This window comes from Deinococcus radiotolerans (assembly GCF_014647435.1).
Taxonomy (GTDB): Bacteria; Deinococcota; Deinococci; order Deinococcales; family Deinococcaceae; genus Deinococcus; species Deinococcus radiotolerans.
The window spans coordinates 906,372-922,514 of the sequence record NZ_BMPE01000001.1; the positions used below are offsets into that span (position 1 = coordinate 906,372).

At 69.0% G+C, this 16,143-nt stretch carries 18 protein-coding genes; 6 read left to right on the forward strand and 12 right to left on the reverse strand.

Going from position 1 to position 16,143, the window contains the following annotated elements:
• Nucleotides 1-27: 27 nt before the first annotated feature.
• Genes IEY63_RS04440 through IEY63_RS04450 form a run of 3 tightly spaced genes read right to left on the reverse strand, consistent with a single transcriptional unit; the run spans nt 28 to nt 1,609 of the window.
• Entirely contained in the window at nt 28-537 is a 510-nt protein-coding gene (locus tag IEY63_RS04440) for a gluconokinase (protein WP_229784466.1), read from the reverse strand.
• The gene (uvsE, locus tag IEY63_RS04445; RefSeq protein ID WP_229784467.1) at nt 534-1,436 is read right to left on the reverse strand and encodes a UV DNA damage repair endonuclease UvsE; all 903 of its coding nucleotides are present in this window, start codon (nt 1,434-1,436) and stop codon (nt 534-536) included. The genes IEY63_RS04440 and uvsE overlap by 4 nt, the downstream gene beginning before the upstream one ends.
• Nucleotides 1,433-1,609, reverse strand: coding sequence for a DUF2256 domain-containing protein (locus tag IEY63_RS04450; protein ID WP_229784468.1), 177 nt, complete (start codon nt 1,607-1,609; stop codon nt 1,433-1,435). The genes uvsE and IEY63_RS04450 overlap by 4 nt, the downstream gene beginning before the upstream one ends.
• A gap of 456 nt (nt 1,610-2,065) precedes the next feature.
• On the opposite strand from IEY63_RS04450, the gene IEY63_RS04455 reads away from it, so the two are divergent.
• A complete protein-coding gene (locus tag IEY63_RS04455; protein ID WP_189067723.1) occupies nt 2,066-4,045 on the forward strand; it encodes a family 16 glycosylhydrolase in 1,980 nt (659 codons plus the stop codon).
• A 102-nt stretch (nt 4,046-4,147) separates the two neighbouring features.
• Here IEY63_RS04455 and IEY63_RS04460 read toward each other — a convergent pair whose 3' ends face one another.
• Both IEY63_RS04460 and IEY63_RS04465 read right to left on the reverse strand, forming a co-directional pair.
• Nucleotides 4,148-5,236, reverse strand: a complete 1,089-nt coding sequence (locus IEY63_RS04460; protein ID WP_189067724.1) for a 3-deoxy-7-phosphoheptulonate synthase — start codon at nt 5,234-5,236, stop codon at nt 4,148-4,150.
• Nucleotides 5,237-5,531: 295 nt separating this feature from the next.
• Entirely contained in the window at nt 5,532-5,837 is a 306-nt protein-coding gene (locus tag IEY63_RS04465; protein WP_189067725.1) for a hypothetical protein, read from the reverse strand.
• 166 nt (nt 5,838-6,003) lie between these two features.
• Here IEY63_RS04465 and IEY63_RS04470 point away from each other — a divergent pair, with 166 nt between their 5' ends.
• The 3 genes from IEY63_RS04470 to IEY63_RS04480 are packed head-to-tail and all read left to right on the forward strand — an operon-like array spanning nt 6,004 to nt 9,620.
• Nucleotides 6,004-7,803 carry a circularly permuted type 2 ATP-grasp protein gene (locus IEY63_RS04470; RefSeq protein ID WP_373290883.1) on the forward strand — a complete coding sequence of 600 codons (1,800 nt, stop codon included), beginning with the start codon at nt 6,004-6,006 and terminating at the stop codon, nt 7,801-7,803.
• Entirely contained in the window at nt 7,803-8,756 is a 954-nt protein-coding gene (locus IEY63_RS04475) for an alpha-E domain-containing protein (RefSeq protein WP_189067726.1), read from the forward strand. Before IEY63_RS04470 ends, IEY63_RS04475 begins: the two co-directional genes overlap by 1 nt.
• 39 nt (nt 8,757-8,795) lie before the next feature.
• Entirely contained in the window at nt 8,796-9,620 is an 825-nt protein-coding gene (locus IEY63_RS04480; protein ID WP_189067727.1) for a transglutaminase family protein, read from the forward strand.
• A gap of 94 nt (nt 9,621-9,714) precedes the next feature.
• Here IEY63_RS04480 and IEY63_RS04485 read toward each other — a convergent pair whose 3' ends face one another.
• Entirely contained in the window at nt 9,715-10,308 is a 594-nt protein-coding gene (locus IEY63_RS04485; protein ID WP_308425119.1) for a YIP1 family protein, read from the reverse strand.
• Between the two features lie 131 nt (nt 10,309-10,439).
• On the opposite strand from IEY63_RS04485, the gene era reads away from it, so the two are divergent.
• Nucleotides 10,440-11,360 (forward strand): GTPase Era, encoded by a 921-nt coding sequence (gene era, locus IEY63_RS04490; RefSeq protein WP_189067729.1) that lies wholly within the window; start codon nt 10,440-10,442, stop codon nt 11,358-11,360.
• Between the two features lie 59 nt (nt 11,361-11,419).
• On the opposite strand, the gene IEY63_RS04495 is transcribed toward era, so the two are convergent.
• On the reverse strand, nt 11,420-11,806 hold the full coding sequence (locus IEY63_RS04495; protein ID WP_189067730.1) for a Fur family transcriptional regulator: 387 nt from the start codon (nt 11,804-11,806) through the stop codon (nt 11,420-11,422).
• 143 nt (nt 11,807-11,949) lie between these two features.
• On the opposite strand from IEY63_RS04495, the gene IEY63_RS04500 reads away from it, so the two are divergent.
• Complete coding sequence (locus IEY63_RS04500) at nt 11,950-13,038, forward strand: GGDEF domain-containing protein (RefSeq protein ID WP_189067731.1); 1,089 nt, start codon at nt 11,950-11,952, stop codon at nt 13,036-13,038.
• An 89-nt stretch (nt 13,039-13,127) separates the two neighbouring features.
• Here IEY63_RS04500 and IEY63_RS04505 read toward each other — a convergent pair whose 3' ends face one another.
• The 5 genes from IEY63_RS04505 to IEY63_RS04525 form a co-directional block, all read right to left on the reverse strand.
• The gene (locus IEY63_RS04505; protein WP_189067732.1) at nt 13,128-13,367 is read right to left on the reverse strand and encodes an M-like protein; all 240 of its coding nucleotides are present in this window, start codon (nt 13,365-13,367) and stop codon (nt 13,128-13,130) included.
• Between the two features lie 77 nt (nt 13,368-13,444).
• On the reverse strand, nt 13,445-14,452 hold the full coding sequence (gene pfkA, locus IEY63_RS04510) for a 6-phosphofructokinase (protein ID WP_189067733.1): 1,008 nt from the start codon (nt 14,450-14,452) through the stop codon (nt 13,445-13,447).
• 101 nt (nt 14,453-14,553) lie between these two features.
• Nucleotides 14,554-15,435: a 16S rRNA (cytidine(1402)-2'-O)-methyltransferase gene (gene rsmI / locus IEY63_RS04515; protein ID WP_189067734.1), complete on the reverse strand. Its 882-nt coding sequence runs from the start codon at nt 15,433-15,435 to the stop codon at nt 14,554-14,556.
• A complete protein-coding gene (locus tag IEY63_RS04520) occupies nt 15,428-15,664 on the reverse strand; it encodes a hypothetical protein (RefSeq protein WP_189067735.1) in 237 nt (78 codons plus the stop codon). The genes rsmI and IEY63_RS04520 overlap by 8 nt, the downstream gene beginning before the upstream one ends.
• Nucleotides 15,661-16,089: a hypothetical protein gene (locus IEY63_RS04525; RefSeq protein ID WP_189067736.1), complete on the reverse strand. Its 429-nt coding sequence runs from the start codon at nt 16,087-16,089 to the stop codon at nt 15,661-15,663. The genes IEY63_RS04520 and IEY63_RS04525 overlap by 4 nt, the downstream gene beginning before the upstream one ends.
• Between the last annotated feature and the right edge of the window lie 54 nt (nt 16,090-16,143).

Genomic DNA, 16,143 nt, shown 5'->3' on the forward strand with positions numbered 1-16,143 from the left:
TAGGTCGCGGGGTCAGGCGGCGCTGCCTCAGGTGACCTTGAGTGCGGTAAGGGCGTGTGCTAGGAGCTGTTCGGGGGTGTCGCCGGGCGTGACCGAGAGGATGTGGAGGTCGTGCTCATCGGCCTGCGGGGGCTCCAGCGTGGCCAGCTGGGAGGGCAGCAGGTCCGCGCCCGCGTAGTGCCCGGCGCGGTGCACGAGGCGTTCACGCAGGAGGGGCTCAGGGACATTCAGGTACAGGAAGTGCGTGCCGGGTGCGCGGAGCGTGTCGCGGTAGGTGCGCTTCAGGGCGGAGCAGGCCAGCACGACGCGGCTATGCTCATCAAGCTGGGCGCGCAGGGTCCGCAGCCAGGGCGCGCGCTCCTCGTCGGTCAGGCCGTGTCCGGCGTGCATGCGGGCGCGGGCTGCGGGGGTGTGGTAGTCATCGCCGTCCAGGAATGGGGCGTGCAGCGCGGCGCCCAGCGCGCGGCCGAGGGTGCTCTTGCCGCTGCCGGACACACCCATGACGACCACGCGCAGGGGAATGGGGTGCAGGGTCACCCGGTCAGTGTAGGCGTGCAGGCGCCCAGGCCGGCCAGGGCTTCTTCCTTACCCTTGGCTTCCACTTCGATCCACGGGACGTCGTGGTAGGCGCTGGGCACCTGGTCGATCAGCCAGCTGTGGCGGCGGTCCTGCGGGCCGTCCAGGCCGTTGCTGAGGTGAACGACCTGCCACTCCGGGGGGGTCCAGGTACGGCGGGCGGCGAGGACCCACTGGCGCACGCTGGGGTCCTCCTGGTCGGGCAGGCGGTCGTGCACGACGTGGTGGTGCGCGTCGAAGATCAGTGGGGTGCCGGTGGCCTCGCAGACGGGCAGCAGGTCGCGGGGGCTGTAGGCGCGCTCGTCGTTTTCCAGGCCCAGGCGCAGGCGGACGCTGTCGGGCAGGTCGGGGATGATGGCTTGGAGTTCCTGGGCGCGGCCGCCCTTGCCGCCGTGCAGGAGAAGGAGGTTCCAGGTGCTGCGCTGTAGGTGCAGGGCGTCCATGACCTGCGCGTGGCTCAGGATGGCGTTCAGGCTGCGGGCGCGTACGTCAGGGGAGTCGCTGTTCAGCACGATGAACTGTTCGGGGTGCATCAGCACGCGGATGCCGTGGTCCTGGAAGGCGTGCCCGGCCTCACGCAGTTGCGGGGCGAGGTGCGTGAGGACCAGCGCGCCGGTGTCGTCGCCTTCAAGGTCGAGCATGGGAAAGAGGCTGGAGCTGAGCCGGTAGAGGCGGATGCCGCGCGCGGCGCAGTAGTCGGCGGCGCGGCGCACGCGAGCGACGTTGTCCGCGTAGAGTTCGAGGAGTTTCTCGGCGCGCTGGTCTGGGGTCAGGGCGCGGTAGCGGGTGAGGGTAATGGTGCGGAAGCGGATCTCGGGTCCGGTGGTCAGGCACACGAGGCCGTAGGCGGGCGTCCTCACTCGCGGGCCCGTTTGGCGGCGGCGCGGCAGCGGTCCGAGCAGTATTTGACGGTCTCCCAGTCGCGCTCCCATTTCTTGCGCCACATGAAGGGGAGGCCGCACTGGGCGCAGGTTTTGCTGGGGCGCTGGCTGGGCGGGCGTCCGCCTCCGAAGGTGCGTTCCTGGCGGGGCATGGGGTTCAGCATGGACTGGCTGGCGGCGGGGTTCCGTAAGCCGGGGTGAAGTTCCCTTCACGGGAACCCTGACTGCCTTTTGGTTTTTTAAGAAAACGTATTCAGAATGACGCGGCGTGAAATGAATTCATGGCTTGCCGAGCGTCGCACCCTATCAGCAACTGTAGAGACCACCACCATGCCGTGCAGCAGGGCCTTCTGATCGGTTGCACCCCCTGGCAACGTGATCTGACACCCTGAGGGAGAGTCAACTGTCCGATCGGCCGGTCCGTCCAATAGGGGCGCCACCAGCACAAATTGAGTGACCATCTCATCCTTGACAGCGCTTTCAGCTTGTCTTACGCTCCGGCTAACCCAAGGTCCGCCGACCCCACCCAGCCGGGGTCTCCCCTCCCGTCACGCCCCACCGGGCGCGGCGCGCCCTGTCCCTGCGCCTGCGTGCGCCAAGGAGTTCCCATGCCCCGCTTCGCCATGCCCCTCCTGCTTCCCCTGACCCTGCTGCTCGGCGCGTGCAACCTCACCAACGCCAGCACCACCAGCCCCGTGTGGCAGGACGAATTCAGCGGCTCCAGCCTCGACCCCAGCAAGTGGAGCCACCAGACGGGCAACGGCTTCATCGCCGGACCTGATTACATCGCCGGATGGGGCAACAACGAACTCGAGTACTACACCGACCGGCCCAGCAACGTCACGGTGCAGGGCGGCAACCTCGTCATCACCGCCAGGAAGGAGACCTTCACCGGCCCGGCCGGGACCACCACGGGCACCTTCGACTGGACATCCGGCCGCGTCCGCACCGCCGGGAAGTTCAGCCGCACATACGGCCGCTTCGAGATCCGCGCCAAGTTCCCCAGGGGCCGCGGCCTGTGGCCCGCCATCTGGATGCTGCCCGAGGAACCCAGCCCCTACGCCAGCTGGGCGGCGAACGGCGAGATCGACATTGCCGAGGGCTGGGGCAGCAAACCCACCGAACTGGCGCACACCATCCACTACGGCGGCGTGTGGCCCAACAACGTGTACGCCAGTCAGGCGGTGAACTACCCGAACGGCGGCACGATGGACCAGTGGCACACCTACGCCCTGGAGTGGACGCCCGGCAAGATCCAGTGGTTCATTGACGGGCAGCTCACCAGTGAGCGCAGCCAGTGGTGGAGCGCGAAGAACAACCCACCCAGCAGCGATGCGGACCTGAACGCCTGGCCCGCGCCCTTCGACCGGCCCTTCTACCTGCTGCTGAACCTCGCCGTGGGCGGCAACTTCGACGGCAACCCGGACGCGACGACCCCGGCCCAGGCGCAGATGCTGGTCGATTACGTCCGCGTGTACGGCATGCAGAACGAGACCGGCAGCGCCGGGCCGCGCCCCGACATGACCTACCCCTGGACGCCCAAACCGGCCCGGGCCGCGCTGCCCGACGGGAACCTCGTGTACAACGGTTCGTTCGACTGGGTGGACAGCGATCCGCACGTGACGCCCGACACGAGCTCACTGCCCGGCGTGACCAGCAGCAAGTTCTGGACGATGTATACCGGCGGCGGCGAGGCGACCTTGAGCAACGACACCACGCAGGGGAACGCCCTGAAAGCGGACGTCACGAACCCAGGCAACGTCAACTACGCCGTGCAGGTGCGGCAGGATGGCCTGAACATCGAGCAGGGCGGCAAGTACGAGGTGTCGTTCGATACCTGGGCGCAGGCGGCCCGGCCCATGATGCTCAAGGTGGGCGGCGGGCCGGACCGCGGGTACGCCGCGTACTCCGGCGAGCAGACCGTGCAGATCGGCACTACTAAGGAACGCAAGACCGTCACCTTCGACATGAAGGCCACGACGGACGCCGCCGCCCGCCTGGAATTCAACCTGGGCAACGCCGGCACCGGCCCGGTCTGGATTGACAACGTGGTCGTCCGGCGCCTCGGGAACGCCGCGGGCGCGCGCCCACCCGCCCCGGACGGCAACCTGCTGTACAACGCGGCGTTCACGCAGGACGCCACAGCCACCACTCCGGGCATTGCGGGCGTGCCCGGCACGGCCTACTGGACCACCTGGAGCAACGACGCGACCGGCCTGAACACCAGCGTCAGCAGCGGCGCGGTCACGCTGAACGTCACGCACGTGGACCCCGCGAACAACTGGCACGTGCAGCTGAACCAGACCGAGGTGCCGCTGACCGCCGGGAAGTCCTACACCCTGACGTTCAAGGGCCGCGCCAGCGACGCCCGCGAGGTCGCCGTGGTCATCGGCGAGAACGGCGGCAGCTTCGCCCGTTACCTGGACGCCAAGGCCGCCCTGGGCACCACAGAGCAGCCCTTCACATACACGTTCACGGCACCCGTCTCGAACGTCGCCGCGCAGTTCCAGATTCTGGGCGCGGTGGGCGCCACGGGCAGCGACTACAGCCTGAGCTTCCGGGACTTCCGCCTCGTGCAGAACAACTGATCGGGTAGGCCGCTCTCCCCCGCCCCAGCCTATGGCCGGGGCGGGGCTGAACATGTCGCGTCAGCGTCTGGCCCCCTGGGCGGCCCCATCCACGCCCGCGGCTCAGCCGCTGACGGTCTCGCGGCCCAGCGCGGCGTGCGCTTCGAGCAGCAGGGCCTCGGTTTCGTCCCAACCGACGCAGGCGTCGGTGACGCTCAGGCCGGGCACGAGGGTGCTGAGGTCCTTGGGGATGCCCTGCTTGCCGGGGCGGAGGGTGCTTTCGATCATGAGGCCCTTGACGGCGCGCTGCCCGGCGGCGCGCTGGTGCAGGACGTCGCGCCACACGAGGCTCTGGCGGGTGTGGTCCGAGCCGCTGTTGGCGTGCGAGCAGTCCACCATGACGGCCGGGGTGAGTCCGGCTGCGGTCATGAGCCCCGCGGCTTCCTGCACGAACTGCGGGGCGTAGTTGGGTCCGCCGCGGCCGCCGCGGAGGATGACGTGCCCGTCGGGGTTGCCCAGGGTGTGGACAATACAGGCCTGCCCGTCGTCGTCGATGGTGAAGAACGCGTGCGAGGCGCGGGCGGCGACAATGGCGTCCACGGCGAGTTTGATGCCGCCGCCGGTGCCATTCTTGAAGCCCATGGGGGCGGACACGGCGCTGCTCATGACGCGGTGCGTCTGGCTTTCGGTGGTGCGGGCGCCCAGGCAGGCCCAGGCGACCGCGTCGAACACGTACTGCGGCGCGAACGGGTCGAGGAGTTCGGTGGCGACGGGCAGACCCAGCTCGCTGACCTGGACCATGAGTTTGCGGGTGAGTTCGAGGCCCTTGTTGATGTCGTTCGTGCCGTTCATGTCCGGGTCGAGCAGGTAGCCGCGCCAGCCGACGGTGGTGCGGGGTTTGTCCACGTACACCCGCATGTGCACTTCCAGGCGGTCTTTCACGCGTTCACGCAGATCCGCGAGGCGGCGGGCGTAGTCGAGCGCCTGCTCGTGGTCGTGGATGGAGCAGGGGCCCACGACCACGAGCAGCCGGTCGTCGCGGCCGTGCAGGATATCCTGCGCCGCGCGGCGTCCGGCGAGCACGGTCGCTTCGGCCTGCGGGGTCAGGGGGTGCAGGGCTTTCAGGGCGCGGGGGGTGATCAGGGGCGTGAAACCGCTGACGTTCAGGTTCTCGGTGCGGCCAGCGTGGATGGTGGGCTCGGGGTGCGTCATGGCGGGGCTCCTGGGGTGTAAGGCAGCGCCCGGTGGCTTGTGGGCTCACCGGGCGTCGGGGGGTGGGATGCAAACGCGACTAGGCCCGGTGGGAACCGAACCAATAAAAGAAGCCGCGCGTCGTCATGGGGTGAAGTGTAAGCCGGTATACCCGGGGGGGCGGGCCGGGCGGTCTAGGGCACCGGCAGACAGGCAGCCCGGGGCGCGAGTTGTGCGCCGGGTGGCGCGTGGGCGGCCGTCCTGCCCTGACGGTGGGGCGCCTGGGGTGGGCTGATCCGCTCAGCTGGCGTCTGGTTCAGGCGTCGGCGATGCGGCGCAGGTTCTCGACGCGGGTGGCCAGGTCGGGCAGTTCAAGGGCGCGCAGGGCTTTGGTGGTGCGGGTCAGTCCGGCGTCGTCCACGCGGCCCTGGTTCCAGCCGGCGATCAGCATGGCGCAACCCTGGAGGGCGTCTGTGACGGTTTCCTTGTGGAACATGGCGGCCAGAGTGCCGCTTTGGGATGGGGCGGTCTGCTGGGCCTGGGCCTGGACGTCCAGCACGACCTGCATGAACACCTGGTCCAGGCGGGCGCGGTCGTCGGGGGCGATGGGGGTTCCGGTCATGGGGGGCAGTGTAGCCCGGGGCATGCGCGTTTCTTCACGTCCGCTCTCATGTCGCGTGGCGGCATGTCGCTTCAGGGGCGGTTTCCGTATCTTGGTTCATCTCAAGGGATGCATGGGAGCGTGGAACGCGATGGAGTATGAGCCCGGGAGCAGGTTTTTCGATGAGATGTTCACCGCTGATCGCGCCGCCCGTCCGCATTACGCGGGCGTCAAGGCGTATCTGGATCAGCTGGGCGTGGCGGAGTTTGAGCGTCGGCATCAGTTGCTGGACCTGGCGTTCCGGAATCAGGGCATCACGTTCACGGTGTACGGGGACGCGCAGGGAACCGAGCGGACCTTTCCGTTCGATCCGGTGCCGCGCATCATCCCGGCGTCCGAGTGGGCGCACATTGAGTCGGGGCTGACGCAGCGGGTGCGGGCGCTGAACGCGTTCCTGACGGACATCTACAGTGGCGCGCAGATTCTGGGGGACGGCGTCATCCCGCCGGAACTGGTGTACACCAGCGCGCACTTCCGGCGCGAGGTGCACGGCGTGCTGCCTCCGGGCGGGGTGTTCACGCATGTGGTCGGCACGGACCTGATCCGGAACGAGCAGGGCGAGTACCTGGTGCTGGAGGACAATCTGCGGTCCCCGAGTGGCGTGTCGTACCTGCTGGCGAACCGGCAGGCGATGACGCGGGTGTACCCGGGGATGTTCGAGGGTCAGGGCGTGCGGCCCGTGCAGCATTACGCGTCGGCGCTGCTGCGCCTGCTGCTGGCCAGCAGCCCGCGCGAGAATGGGACGGTGGTGGTCCTGACGCCCGGCATGTACAACAGTGCGTACTTCGAGCATGCGTACCTCGCGCAGCAGATGGGTGTGGAGCTCGTGGAGGGCCGGGACCTGTTCGTGGATGGGGGGCGCGTGTGGATGCGCACGACCGGTGGGCGGCAGCAGGTGGACGTCATCTACCGCCGTGTGGACGACGATTTCCTGGATCCGCTGGCGTTCCGGCGGGACAGTGCGCTCGGCGTGGCGGGGCTGGTGGAGGTCTACCGGCAGGGGCGGGTGGCGATTGCGAACGCCATCGGGACGGGCGTCGCGGATGACAAGGCCGTGTACGCGTACGTCCCGGACATGATCCGGTACTACCTGAACGAGTCACCGATCCTGAACAACGTGCCCACGTACCTGGGCTGGAATGCCGAGCATCTGGAGTACATGCTGGCGAACGCGGCTCAGCTGGTGTTCAAGTCGGTGGGCGAGGCGGGTGGCTACGGCATGCTGATCGGTCCGGAAGCCACGGCGGATGAGATCACCACGTACCTGCACCGGGTGCGGCAGGACCCGCGGGAGTTCATTGCGCAGCCGGTGGTGGGCCTGTCGCGGCACCCAACGTTCTACCCGGACAGCAGTGGGTTCGAGGCGGCGCACGTGGACCTGCGGCCGTACATCCTGTTCGGGGAGGACGTGACGATCGTGCCGGGCGGGTTGACGCGGGTGGCGCTGCGGCGCGGCAGCCTCGTGGTGAACAGTTCGCAGGGGGGCGGCAGCAAGGACACCTGGGTTCTGGATCACGATGGGCCCAGCGCGCCGCTGGGCATGACGCAGCTCCTGCATGGGGACGCGGCGCCCGGTGGACAGGGGCAGCGGCAGGGGCAGCGGCAGGAGCAGTCGGCTGGTGGGCAGAGTCAGTCGCAGTGGCAGAGTCAGTCCCCGTCGCAGGGGCAGGCTCAGTGGCAGGGCGGCTTCGGCGCGGTACCACTGGATGCCGGGCCGCTGACAGAGTCGGTGCGCCGCGAGTTGGACGAACGGGACTGGCAGGTGCGGGCGCGCGCGGCCGACGACGCGCAGGTCGCGGCGTACGGTGAGAGTCAGGCGCCGAGCGCCGCGCCGGCCGATGGGACACCCGGGCCGGAGGATGGGCCGGGACCGCATTCCTTCCAGCAGCAACTTGAAAAACAGCAGCTTGAGGGGGGTGAGCGCTGATGCTTCTTCTGTCGCGACTGGCCGAGAACCTGTTCTGGATGGGCCGCTACATGGAGCGGGCGGAGAACACGGCGCGGCTCCTGAGCGTGAATTACTACGCGACGCTGGAGTCCGCCGGAAGCACGCGTGATCACTGGCGGCCGCTGCTGGACCTCACGGGGGGTGAGGGGGCGCTGCGGGAGCGCTACGGCCGGGTGGATGCGCGCAGCGTGGGGTCGTGGCTGGCGTTCGACCGGGAGAACCCGTCCAGTATTGCCAGCAGTCTGGCGTTCGCACGGTCCAATGCGCGGGGCCTGCGCGACCGGATCCCGAGTGAGATGTGGGAGGCGATCAACCGCGCGTACCTGAACCTGTGCTTCGAGACCGGGTCGCTGCTCGACCGGGACGGGCTGTATGAGTTCTGCGTGTCGGCGCGGGACGCGTCGCAGTTCTTCTTCGGCATTGCGTTCGCGACCCTGCCGCGCGATGAGGGGTGGTCGTTCATGCGGGCCGGGCAGATGCTGGAACGCACCGACAACACGCTGCGGGTGTTACAGGGGCGCCTGACGCCGGAGGCGCTGCGGCCGTCGATAGATCCGGCGCGTTCCATGCTGCTTGAGCAGCGCTGGGTGCAGGTGCTCAAGGGGGCAAGCGCCTACGAGGCGTTCCGCAAGCGCCGGCATGAGGGGATCGAGCCGCGCAGCATCGCGGCGTTCCTGCTGCTGGATGAGTATTTTCCGCGCAGCGTGCGGTACGGGGCGCAGAACCTGCATGAGGCGCTGGAACAGATTGACCGCTGGCATCCGGGGGATCATCAGGACGTGACGCGCCTGTCGCGGTGGCTGGTGGCCCGGCTGGAGTACGCCCGAATTGAGGACATCCTGGACCGGCAGGACCCAGCGCTGCCGGACCTGCTGGTGGACGTGAACCGGGTCGGCGCGGCGATCACGGCGGCGTTCTTCGAGAAGGAATGAACAGGCCCGCGTGGTGCTCGGCGGCCGGGAGGGCGCGGCATGCGGTGTGAGATCCGGCACATCACGGAATACCACTACTCGCAGCCGGCGTGGGATTCGTTCAATCAGGTAAGGCTGCACCCGACGCAGGAGGCGCGGCAGTCGGTGCGGTCGTTCCACCTGCATGTCGTGCCGGAGGCGCAGGTCTCGTCTCACAAGGATTATTTCGGGGCGCTGGTGCATCAGGTGCATGTGCACGCGCACCACACGCACCTGCGGATTGAGGCGCAGGCGATGGTGGACACGCACGCCCTGCCGGATCCGGGTCCGGTGCTGGTTGCGGCGCTGGAGGGCGCGCGGTCGTCCCTGACGGAATTTCTGGTGCCCTGTCCGCGAGTGCCGTCCGGGCCGTGGCCAGAGGTGTTCGGCGTCACCCGGCCCACGCCGCGGGATGATCTGGGCCAGTACCTGCAGAACCTGAATTCGTTCCTGTACAGCCAGTTCCAGTACGACACCGAGGCGACGTCGGTGAATACGCCTCTGGCGGAGTTCGCGCAGAGTGGGCGGGGGGTCTGTCAGGATTTCACGCACGCGATGCTGGGCGTGACCCGGCAGCTGGGCATTCCGTCCCGGTACGTGAGCGGCTACCTGTACAGCGGTGGGGAGATGCGCGGTGCGGAGGCCACGCACGCGTGGGTGGAATGCTTCATTCCGGGGTACGGGTGGCTGGGTCTGGATCCCACGAACAACTGCGTGGCGCGCGAGAAGCACATCAAGATTGCGCACGGGCGGGAGTACAGCGACGTCTCCCCGGTGCGCGGCACCTACTACGGGGGCGGTCAGGGGAGCATGTCGGTTGCGGTGTACGTGTACCGCCAGGACTGACGGTCCGGCTGAGTCGCGGTGATGCGTCCTCCGCGCAGACAACAGAGCCGTGCGCCTGATCTGACTTCCGATCAGGCGCACGTTCAGGGAGCGTTCAGTTGCCGCTGATGACGCGCCCGGCGACGAAGAGACCGCCGATGATACTGCCGATCACGCCGGCCACGACCAGCTGGGCGATCCACGCGAGGACCAGCGTGACGATGGCCTGGGTCTGGTCGCGCAGGTTCATGCTGCTCTGGACGGCCAGGAAGCCGAAGTAGATCATGATCAGGCTGACGGCCAGCATGATGAGCCAGCCCAGGATGGGAATGATGCCCAGGAGGGTGCTGACGATACTGAGGGGCACGTAGAACAGCGCGAAGCTGTAGGCGACTTCAGGGTACGTGCCGGTGCCCTTGAAGAGGCCGCGGCCGATCAGGTAGACCGCGCCGGTGAAGGCCGCGAAGCCCAGGGGGATGGTGATCAGGCGGCTGAACAGCTGACCGAAGAAGGTCACGTCACTGTGCAGAAACGAGAAGAGTGCGGCGATCACGGCAGACACCACGGCCGCGATCATGACGTAGGTCAGGGCGCTGGTGAGGCCGCCTCGGCGCTCGAAGCGTTCGAAGGTGGCGGGGCTGGGTCGGCTCAGGACGGCGACGCTCTGGGCGAACATGTCCTGCACGTTGCTTTCGGGACCGCTGGTCACGGGGCTTCTCATGGCACGGAGTACGGGGGGCCTGCCAGCGGAGTTGCCCGGCAGGACCTTCATGCTTTCTTCATGTCTTCCCAGGCGTGCGGCACCTTTGTATCAGCCGGGGCGTGTCACAATGCGGCGCGATGACGGAACCTTCACAGACCTCCGGCGAGCAGACCCACTCTGGCTTTGTGGCCATCGTGGGAAAGCCCAACGTCGGCAAAAGCACCCTTCTCAACGCCTTCCTGGGCACCAAGGTCGCCCCGACCAGCCCGCGCCCCCAGACGACGCGGCGGGGCGTGCGCGGCATTCACACCAGCGGCGAACGCCAGATCGTGTTTGTGGACACCCCGGGCCTGCACCGGCCCAAGGACGCGCTGGGCAAGTACATGAACCATGAGGTGCACAGCGCCCTGGCCGACGTGGACGCGGTCGTGTGGGTCGTGGACCTGCGCCACCCCCCCACCGATGAGGACCAGCTGGTCGCGCGTCAGGTGCGGGAGCTGCCCAAACCGCTGTTCCTGGTAGGCAACAAGACCGACGCCGCGAAGTACCCGGACGAGGCCATGAAGCTGTACCGCGCGCTGCTTGAGGGCCGCGAGGGTGACCTGAGCGAGACGATGCTCAGCGCGCAGAACAACCCGAACGCCGTGGCCACCCTGCGCGAGCAGCTGCTTGAGGGGCTGCCCGAGGGGCCCTTCTTCTTCCCGGTTGGGCCCGCCAGTGACCAGAGCCGCGAGCAGTGGGCGGCCGAGATCATCCGCGAGGAGGCCATGAAGAAACTGCGGGACGAGCTGCCCTACGCAGTCGCAACCCGCGTGAACCGCTGGAGCGAGCGCGAGGACGGCCTGCAACGCATCGAGGGCGAGATCGTCGTGGAGAAGAACGCGCACAAGGGCATGGTGATCGGCGCGGGCGGCAAGCAGCTCAAGGAGATCGGGCAGGCGGCCCGCAAGCAGCTGGAAGTCTTCCTGGACCGCAAGGTGTACCTGGGTCTGGAAGTCATCGTGATTCCCGGCTGGCGCGAGGATGAGGAAGCGCTGCGCGAACTCGGCTACGAGTAAAGCACCCAGAGTGAGCGCCGCCCCCACCATCCAGGGTGGGGGCGGCGTTGTCCCTGCGTTCAGCTCGCCTGGGCGCAGGCCGGGCACTGGCCGTACAGGGTAACCTCGTGCGCCTCGACGATGAATCCGCCGGGGTACACGGTGCCGCTGGGCAGCGCGACCGGGCAGGTGTGCAGCGTGAACACGCGCTGGCAGCGGGTGCAGGCAAAGTGGTGGTGGTGCCCCTTGCCGCTGGCCTCGTACAGGGTTTCGCCGTCCAGGGTGACGGGGTGAATGCGGCCCTGGTCGGTCAGGAGTTTCAGGGTGCGGTACACGGTGGCTATGCCCAGGGCGGGCAGGTCGCCGCGGGCGCGGTCCAGCACGTCAGCCACGCCCAGGGGTCCCTCGGCGTCGTGCAGGACGCGGGTGATCACGTCACGCTGGCGGGTGCTGCGGGTGGCGGTCATACCCGTCAGTCTACCACTTCTTGAGAGTGGCCGATCAATAGTGACCGTGTCTCACTTCATGTCCGCCCGAACGGAACTCAGACAGACCCCACCCCCTACACTGAACGGTACCGGACGAGACCCGCTCCGCCCCCGGGGGACCCATGCTGCGCGAACTGTTCATCAACCTGTGCCTGCTGATCAGCATTCACTACGTCCTGCGGTTCACGTTCCGGTCCTGGCCCACACCCCGCCGCGGTCTGCCGCACGCCGCGCGCCTGGCAGCGTTCGCCGCGGCCTCGCTGCTGCTGCTGCTCTTCCCAGCCCATCCGGCTCCCGGCGTCGTGGTGGACCTGAGGGCGGTGCCGGTCGCCTTCGTGACCCTGTACTTCGGCGGCTGGGCGGGCCTCATCACGGCCCTGCCCGTCATTGCCTACCGCGTGTGGCTGGGGGGCGTCGGCGTGTACGCCGCCGTGCCCAGCCTACTGGCCGTGATCGCCGTGGCCGCCCTGCTGCGCCGGCGCCTCCCGGCGGTCGGGCCGCTGTTCTGGCCGCACTGGCCAGGCCTCATCCTGATCTTCGGGGTCAACGGCCTGCCCCTGCTGCTGCTGCCCGGCGGCCCCCAGCTGTTTGCACAGGTCTACCCGCTCCTACTGCTCACAAACGTGCTGGGCGCCCTGATCGCCTGGGGCATCCTCAGCGAACGCTTTCACGTGCTCCGGCTCACCAGTCAGTGGCAGTCGGCAGCCATGACCGACCCATTGACGCACCTGGGCAACCGCCGGCAGTTCGACCTGGACCTGACCGCCATGGGCCCGGGTGACGCCCTGCTCCTCGTGGACATCGATCACTTCAAGCGCGTGAATGACACGTTCGGGCACCCGGTGGGCGACGAGGTGCTCCAAGAGGTCGCGCAGGTGCTGCAACGTGAAGGGCGCGGCCGGGACCGGGCGTACCGTTACGGGGGTGAGGAGTTCGCGGTGATCCTGCGCGACGTCCCCGAGACCAGCCTGACGCGCGTGGCGGAGCGGCTCCGGCTGGCCGTGCAGCAGCTGCCCCTGCCGGTCATCAACCACCCGGTGACCGTGTCGATCGGCGCAGCCAGCTGGCGGCCCATCAGCCCGGCGCAGCTGGTCGAGCGGGCCGACGAGGCGCTGTACCGCGCCAAGGCGGGCGGGCGCAACGCAGTGTGCCTCTGGACCCCCGCGGCTGCTGCGCCCACGCCCACCGAGACGCGCGCCGTTCAGGGCTGAGCCGGAGGCGCTCCGGCGTCCTGCCCCCGCAGAGCCGTGGCCCACGCGCGCCGCCGCCGTGGGCCACTGGTGAAGCGCCGAGCGGGAACTCAGCTGTCCTTGTCGGCGTCTCCCATGTTGGTGCTGGGGGGGTCGCTGGCGTCCATGCTCTGGGTCATGGCGACGTCCTGCTTGTCGAGCCCTTCCCGGCGGTACTCGCTGGGCGCCTTGTTCTCGGCGTGCACGGCGGCATTCAGTTCCGCTTCGGGGTTGGGTTTGCCCATGAACTGCAGGTCGACGTTGCTGATCTCGTCCTCGGTCTTGATCTGGTCGCGTTTGTCGTCGGTCATGGGGTCACGCTACCGCCCGGGCGTGGGGCGCGCCTGAACGCGCCCTTCATGTCAGCTGGAGGTTCGTGCCACGCCGGTCAGATGCTCAGGGTCTTGGCGCAGCGGTACAGGTCGCGGCTGACGTCCTTGCGTTTCTCCCAGGTGTCGGCCAGGGGCGTAAAGCTGGTGCCGTGGTTCTGGCGGCCCACCATGACGTCACTCTTGCCTTCCATCAGGGCGTACACGGCGGCCTCGCCCAGGCGGCTGGCCAGGATGCGGTCCGAGGAGACCGGGCTGCCGCCGCGCTGGATGTGCCCCAGGATGCTCACGCGGGTTTCCATGCCGGTGCCGTCCTCGATGGCCTTGGCCACGCCGGTCGCGCCGCCGGGGTAGCCCTCGGCCACGATGATGATGCTGCCCATCTTGCCCTTCTTCACGGACGCCTTGACGATGTCCAGCACGCCCGCGACCTCCTTGGCGTCCTCGGGGATGAAGACCTCCTCGGCGCCGCCCGCCACGGCCACGTCCAGGGCGATGTGGCCGGCGTGGCGGCCCATGACCTCGATCACGAAGATGCGTTCGTGGCTGGCGCCCGTGTCGCGCAGTTTATCCACGGCGTCCAGGGCGGTCTCGACGGCCGTGAAGTAGCCGATGGTGTGGTCGGTGCCGTACAGGTCGTTGTCGATGGTCCCGGGCAGGCCGATCACGGGAATGCCGTGTTCTTCCTGGAGGAAGTGCGCGCCGTGGAAGCTGCCGTCCCCGCCGATGACGATCAGGGCGTCCACGTCGTGGGCGCGCAGGTGGCGGGCGCCGCGGGCGCGGCCTTCGGGGGTGCGCCAGGTGTGGCTGCGTGCCGAGAGCAGGATGGTGCCGCCGCGCTGGAGGGTGTTGGCCACGTCGCGCGGCCCCAGGGTGATGAAGTCGCCGCGGTGCAGGCCCGAGAAGCCGCGCCGGACGCCGATGACCTCGATGCCCTGGGACGTGGCGGTGCGCACGACGGCGCGGATGGCGGCGTTCATGCCCGGGGCGTCGCCGCCGCTGGTGAGCACGGCGACGCGCTTGATGTTGGCGGGGTTGGGTTGGGGATCGCAGTGGGGTTCGGTCATGCTGGGCCTCGCAGTCGGGGAGTCAGTGGGGTCGCACGGTGGAAGCACTTCCAGCGCGGCTCGCCAACCGCGACGGGCCAGCTGGGAACGCGCGTTCAGGCTCAGGCGTCTGCCGTTGCCTGGAGTGCCAGTGCATAAGCGTCATTCTTACGCAAACCCTCCCGGATGAGAAGATCACGTATATCCCGAGTGCTCAGCCCCTGCGCCGCCAGTTCCTGCGCGCGCGCCGCGTAATCCACCGCCGCGCCTGCTGGCTCGCCCGCCGGGCGGCCCGCGACGACCAGCACGATCTCGCCGCGCACCCCCGCCTCGAAGTGCGCGCCCAGGTCCGTCAGGGTGCCCCGCACCGTCTCCTCGAAGCGCTTGGACAGTTCCCGCGTGACACTCGCCGCGCGCTCTGCCCCGCAGGCCTCCCGCAGGTCCACCAGCGTCGCGTGCAGGCGGTGCGGACTCTCGTACAGCACGCTCGTCTCGGCCCGGGCCGCCACTGCCGCCAGCCGCTCCTTGCGGTCCCGGCCCGAGCGGGGCAGGAAGCCCTCGAAGGTGAAGCGCCCGGTCGGCAGGGCTGACAGCACCAGCGCCGGCACGAACGCCGTCGCGCCCGGCAGGGCCTCGACCGGCACGTCCGCGGCCAGGGCCGCCGCGACCAGTTCCGCGCCCGGGTCGCTGATCCCCGGCGTGCCCGCGTCACTCACGTACGCCAGCCGCGCGTACCGTTCGAGCACCTGGGGCGCGCGGCCCATCGTGTGCGCGTCCAGCCGCACCAGCGGCTTGCGGATCCCCAGGTGGGTCAGCAGCGCCCCGGTGCGGCGCGTATCCTCGCAGGCCACCGCGTCGGCGGCCCGCAGGACCTCCAGCGCCCGCAGCGTGATGTCCCCCAGGTTCCCCACCGGGGTGGGCACCAGCCACACCCGCGCGCCCTCCGGAATGGACACCGGACTCAGTTCGGGCTGGGGGGCGTCCGTGAATTCCGGCTCAGTCATCGCCGCCGAGTATGCCGCCTGCGGCGCTGCCCCCCAGGCCTTCCATGGCCAGGCCGGGCGTGGGCTTGAGCCGCACCCGCACCTTCCGGGGGCGCTTGAGCACGTTCGTGATCCGCGCACGCAGCAGTTCACCCTCACCGACCGTCACGGTCACGACCGTGCCCTCGGGCAGGCGGCCACCCACGACCACCACCACGCCATTTTCAACCACGCCCTTGTAGGCCTTCATGCTTCCCTCCCCTGCGCGCGGTGCCAGCGGCGCTCCGCGGCTGACAGCGCCTCGCGCAGCGCCACGATCTCCGATTCCCGCGCGCCGCCCAGCCGCGCGTACCGGTCGATGACCTCGGCCGCCTCGCGCCGCCGGTCCAGCCGCAGCAGCAGCATGCCCAGGTGTTCGCCCCCCACAAAGTACGCGCGGGGGTTTTCCGGATCGGCCGCCACCTGCGCGCGAGCCGCCTCCAGACGGTCGAGGCGCGCCCGGTGCCGGTTGACCTGCCAGCGCACCGTGAACACCGCCAGTCCGAAGATCACCAGCGCCCCCAGCAGGGACAGCACCACGGCCTCCGGCACGCCCACCTGCGCGGCCAGCTGCACCGTCAGCGGGAAGCTGAACGCCAGCACGACCAGCACCGCCAGGGTCGCCGCGTAGTTCACGCGGCCCGCCTGGCCCACTGGGGCGTCACACCACTCATGCGCCACAGTTTAGCG

Bases quoted from the DNA above. Each gene is read 5' to 3' on its own strand.
- IEY63_RS04450 (WP_229784468.1), bottom strand. From the start codon at position 1,609: ATGCCCCGCCAGGAACGCACCTTCGGAGGCGGACGCCCGCCCAGCCAG.
- IEY63_RS04455 (WP_189067723.1), top strand. From the start codon at position 2,066: ATGCCCCGCTTCGCCATGCCCCTCCTGCTTCCCCTGACCCTGCTGCTC.
- IEY63_RS04460 (WP_189067724.1), bottom strand. From the start codon at position 5,236: ATGACGCACCCCGAGCCCACCATCCACGCTGGCCGCACCGAGAACCTG.
- IEY63_RS04465 (WP_189067725.1), bottom strand. From the start codon at position 5,837: ATGACCGGAACCCCCATCGCCCCCGACGACCGCGCCCGCCTGGACCAG.
- IEY63_RS04470 (WP_373290883.1), top strand. From the start codon at position 6,004: ATGTTCACCGCTGATCGCGCCGCCCGTCCGCATTACGCGGGCGTCAAG.
- IEY63_RS04475 (WP_189067726.1), top strand. From the start codon at position 7,803: ATGCTTCTTCTGTCGCGACTGGCCGAGAACCTGTTCTGGATGGGCCGC.
- IEY63_RS04480 (WP_189067727.1), top strand. From the start codon at position 8,796: ATGCGGTGTGAGATCCGGCACATCACGGAATACCACTACTCGCAGCCG.
- era (WP_189067729.1), top strand. From the start codon at position 10,440: ATGACGGAACCTTCACAGACCTCCGGCGAGCAGACCCACTCTGGCTTT.
- IEY63_RS04495 (WP_189067730.1), bottom strand. From the start codon at position 11,806: ATGACCGCCACCCGCAGCACCCGCCAGCGTGACGTGATCACCCGCGTC.
- IEY63_RS04500 (WP_189067731.1), top strand. From the start codon at position 11,950: ATGCTGCGCGAACTGTTCATCAACCTGTGCCTGCTGATCAGCATTCAC.
- IEY63_RS04505 (WP_189067732.1), bottom strand. From the start codon at position 13,367: ATGACCGACGACAAACGCGACCAGATCAAGACCGAGGACGAGATCAGC.
- pfkA (WP_189067733.1), bottom strand. From the start codon at position 14,452: ATGACCGAACCCCACTGCGATCCCCAACCCAACCCCGCCAACATCAAG.
- rsmI (WP_189067734.1), bottom strand. From the start codon at position 15,435: ATGACTGAGCCGGAATTCACGGACGCCCCCCAGCCCGAACTGAGTCCG.
- IEY63_RS04520 (WP_189067735.1), bottom strand. From the start codon at position 15,664: ATGAAGGCCTACAAGGGCGTGGTTGAAAATGGCGTGGTGGTGGTCGTG.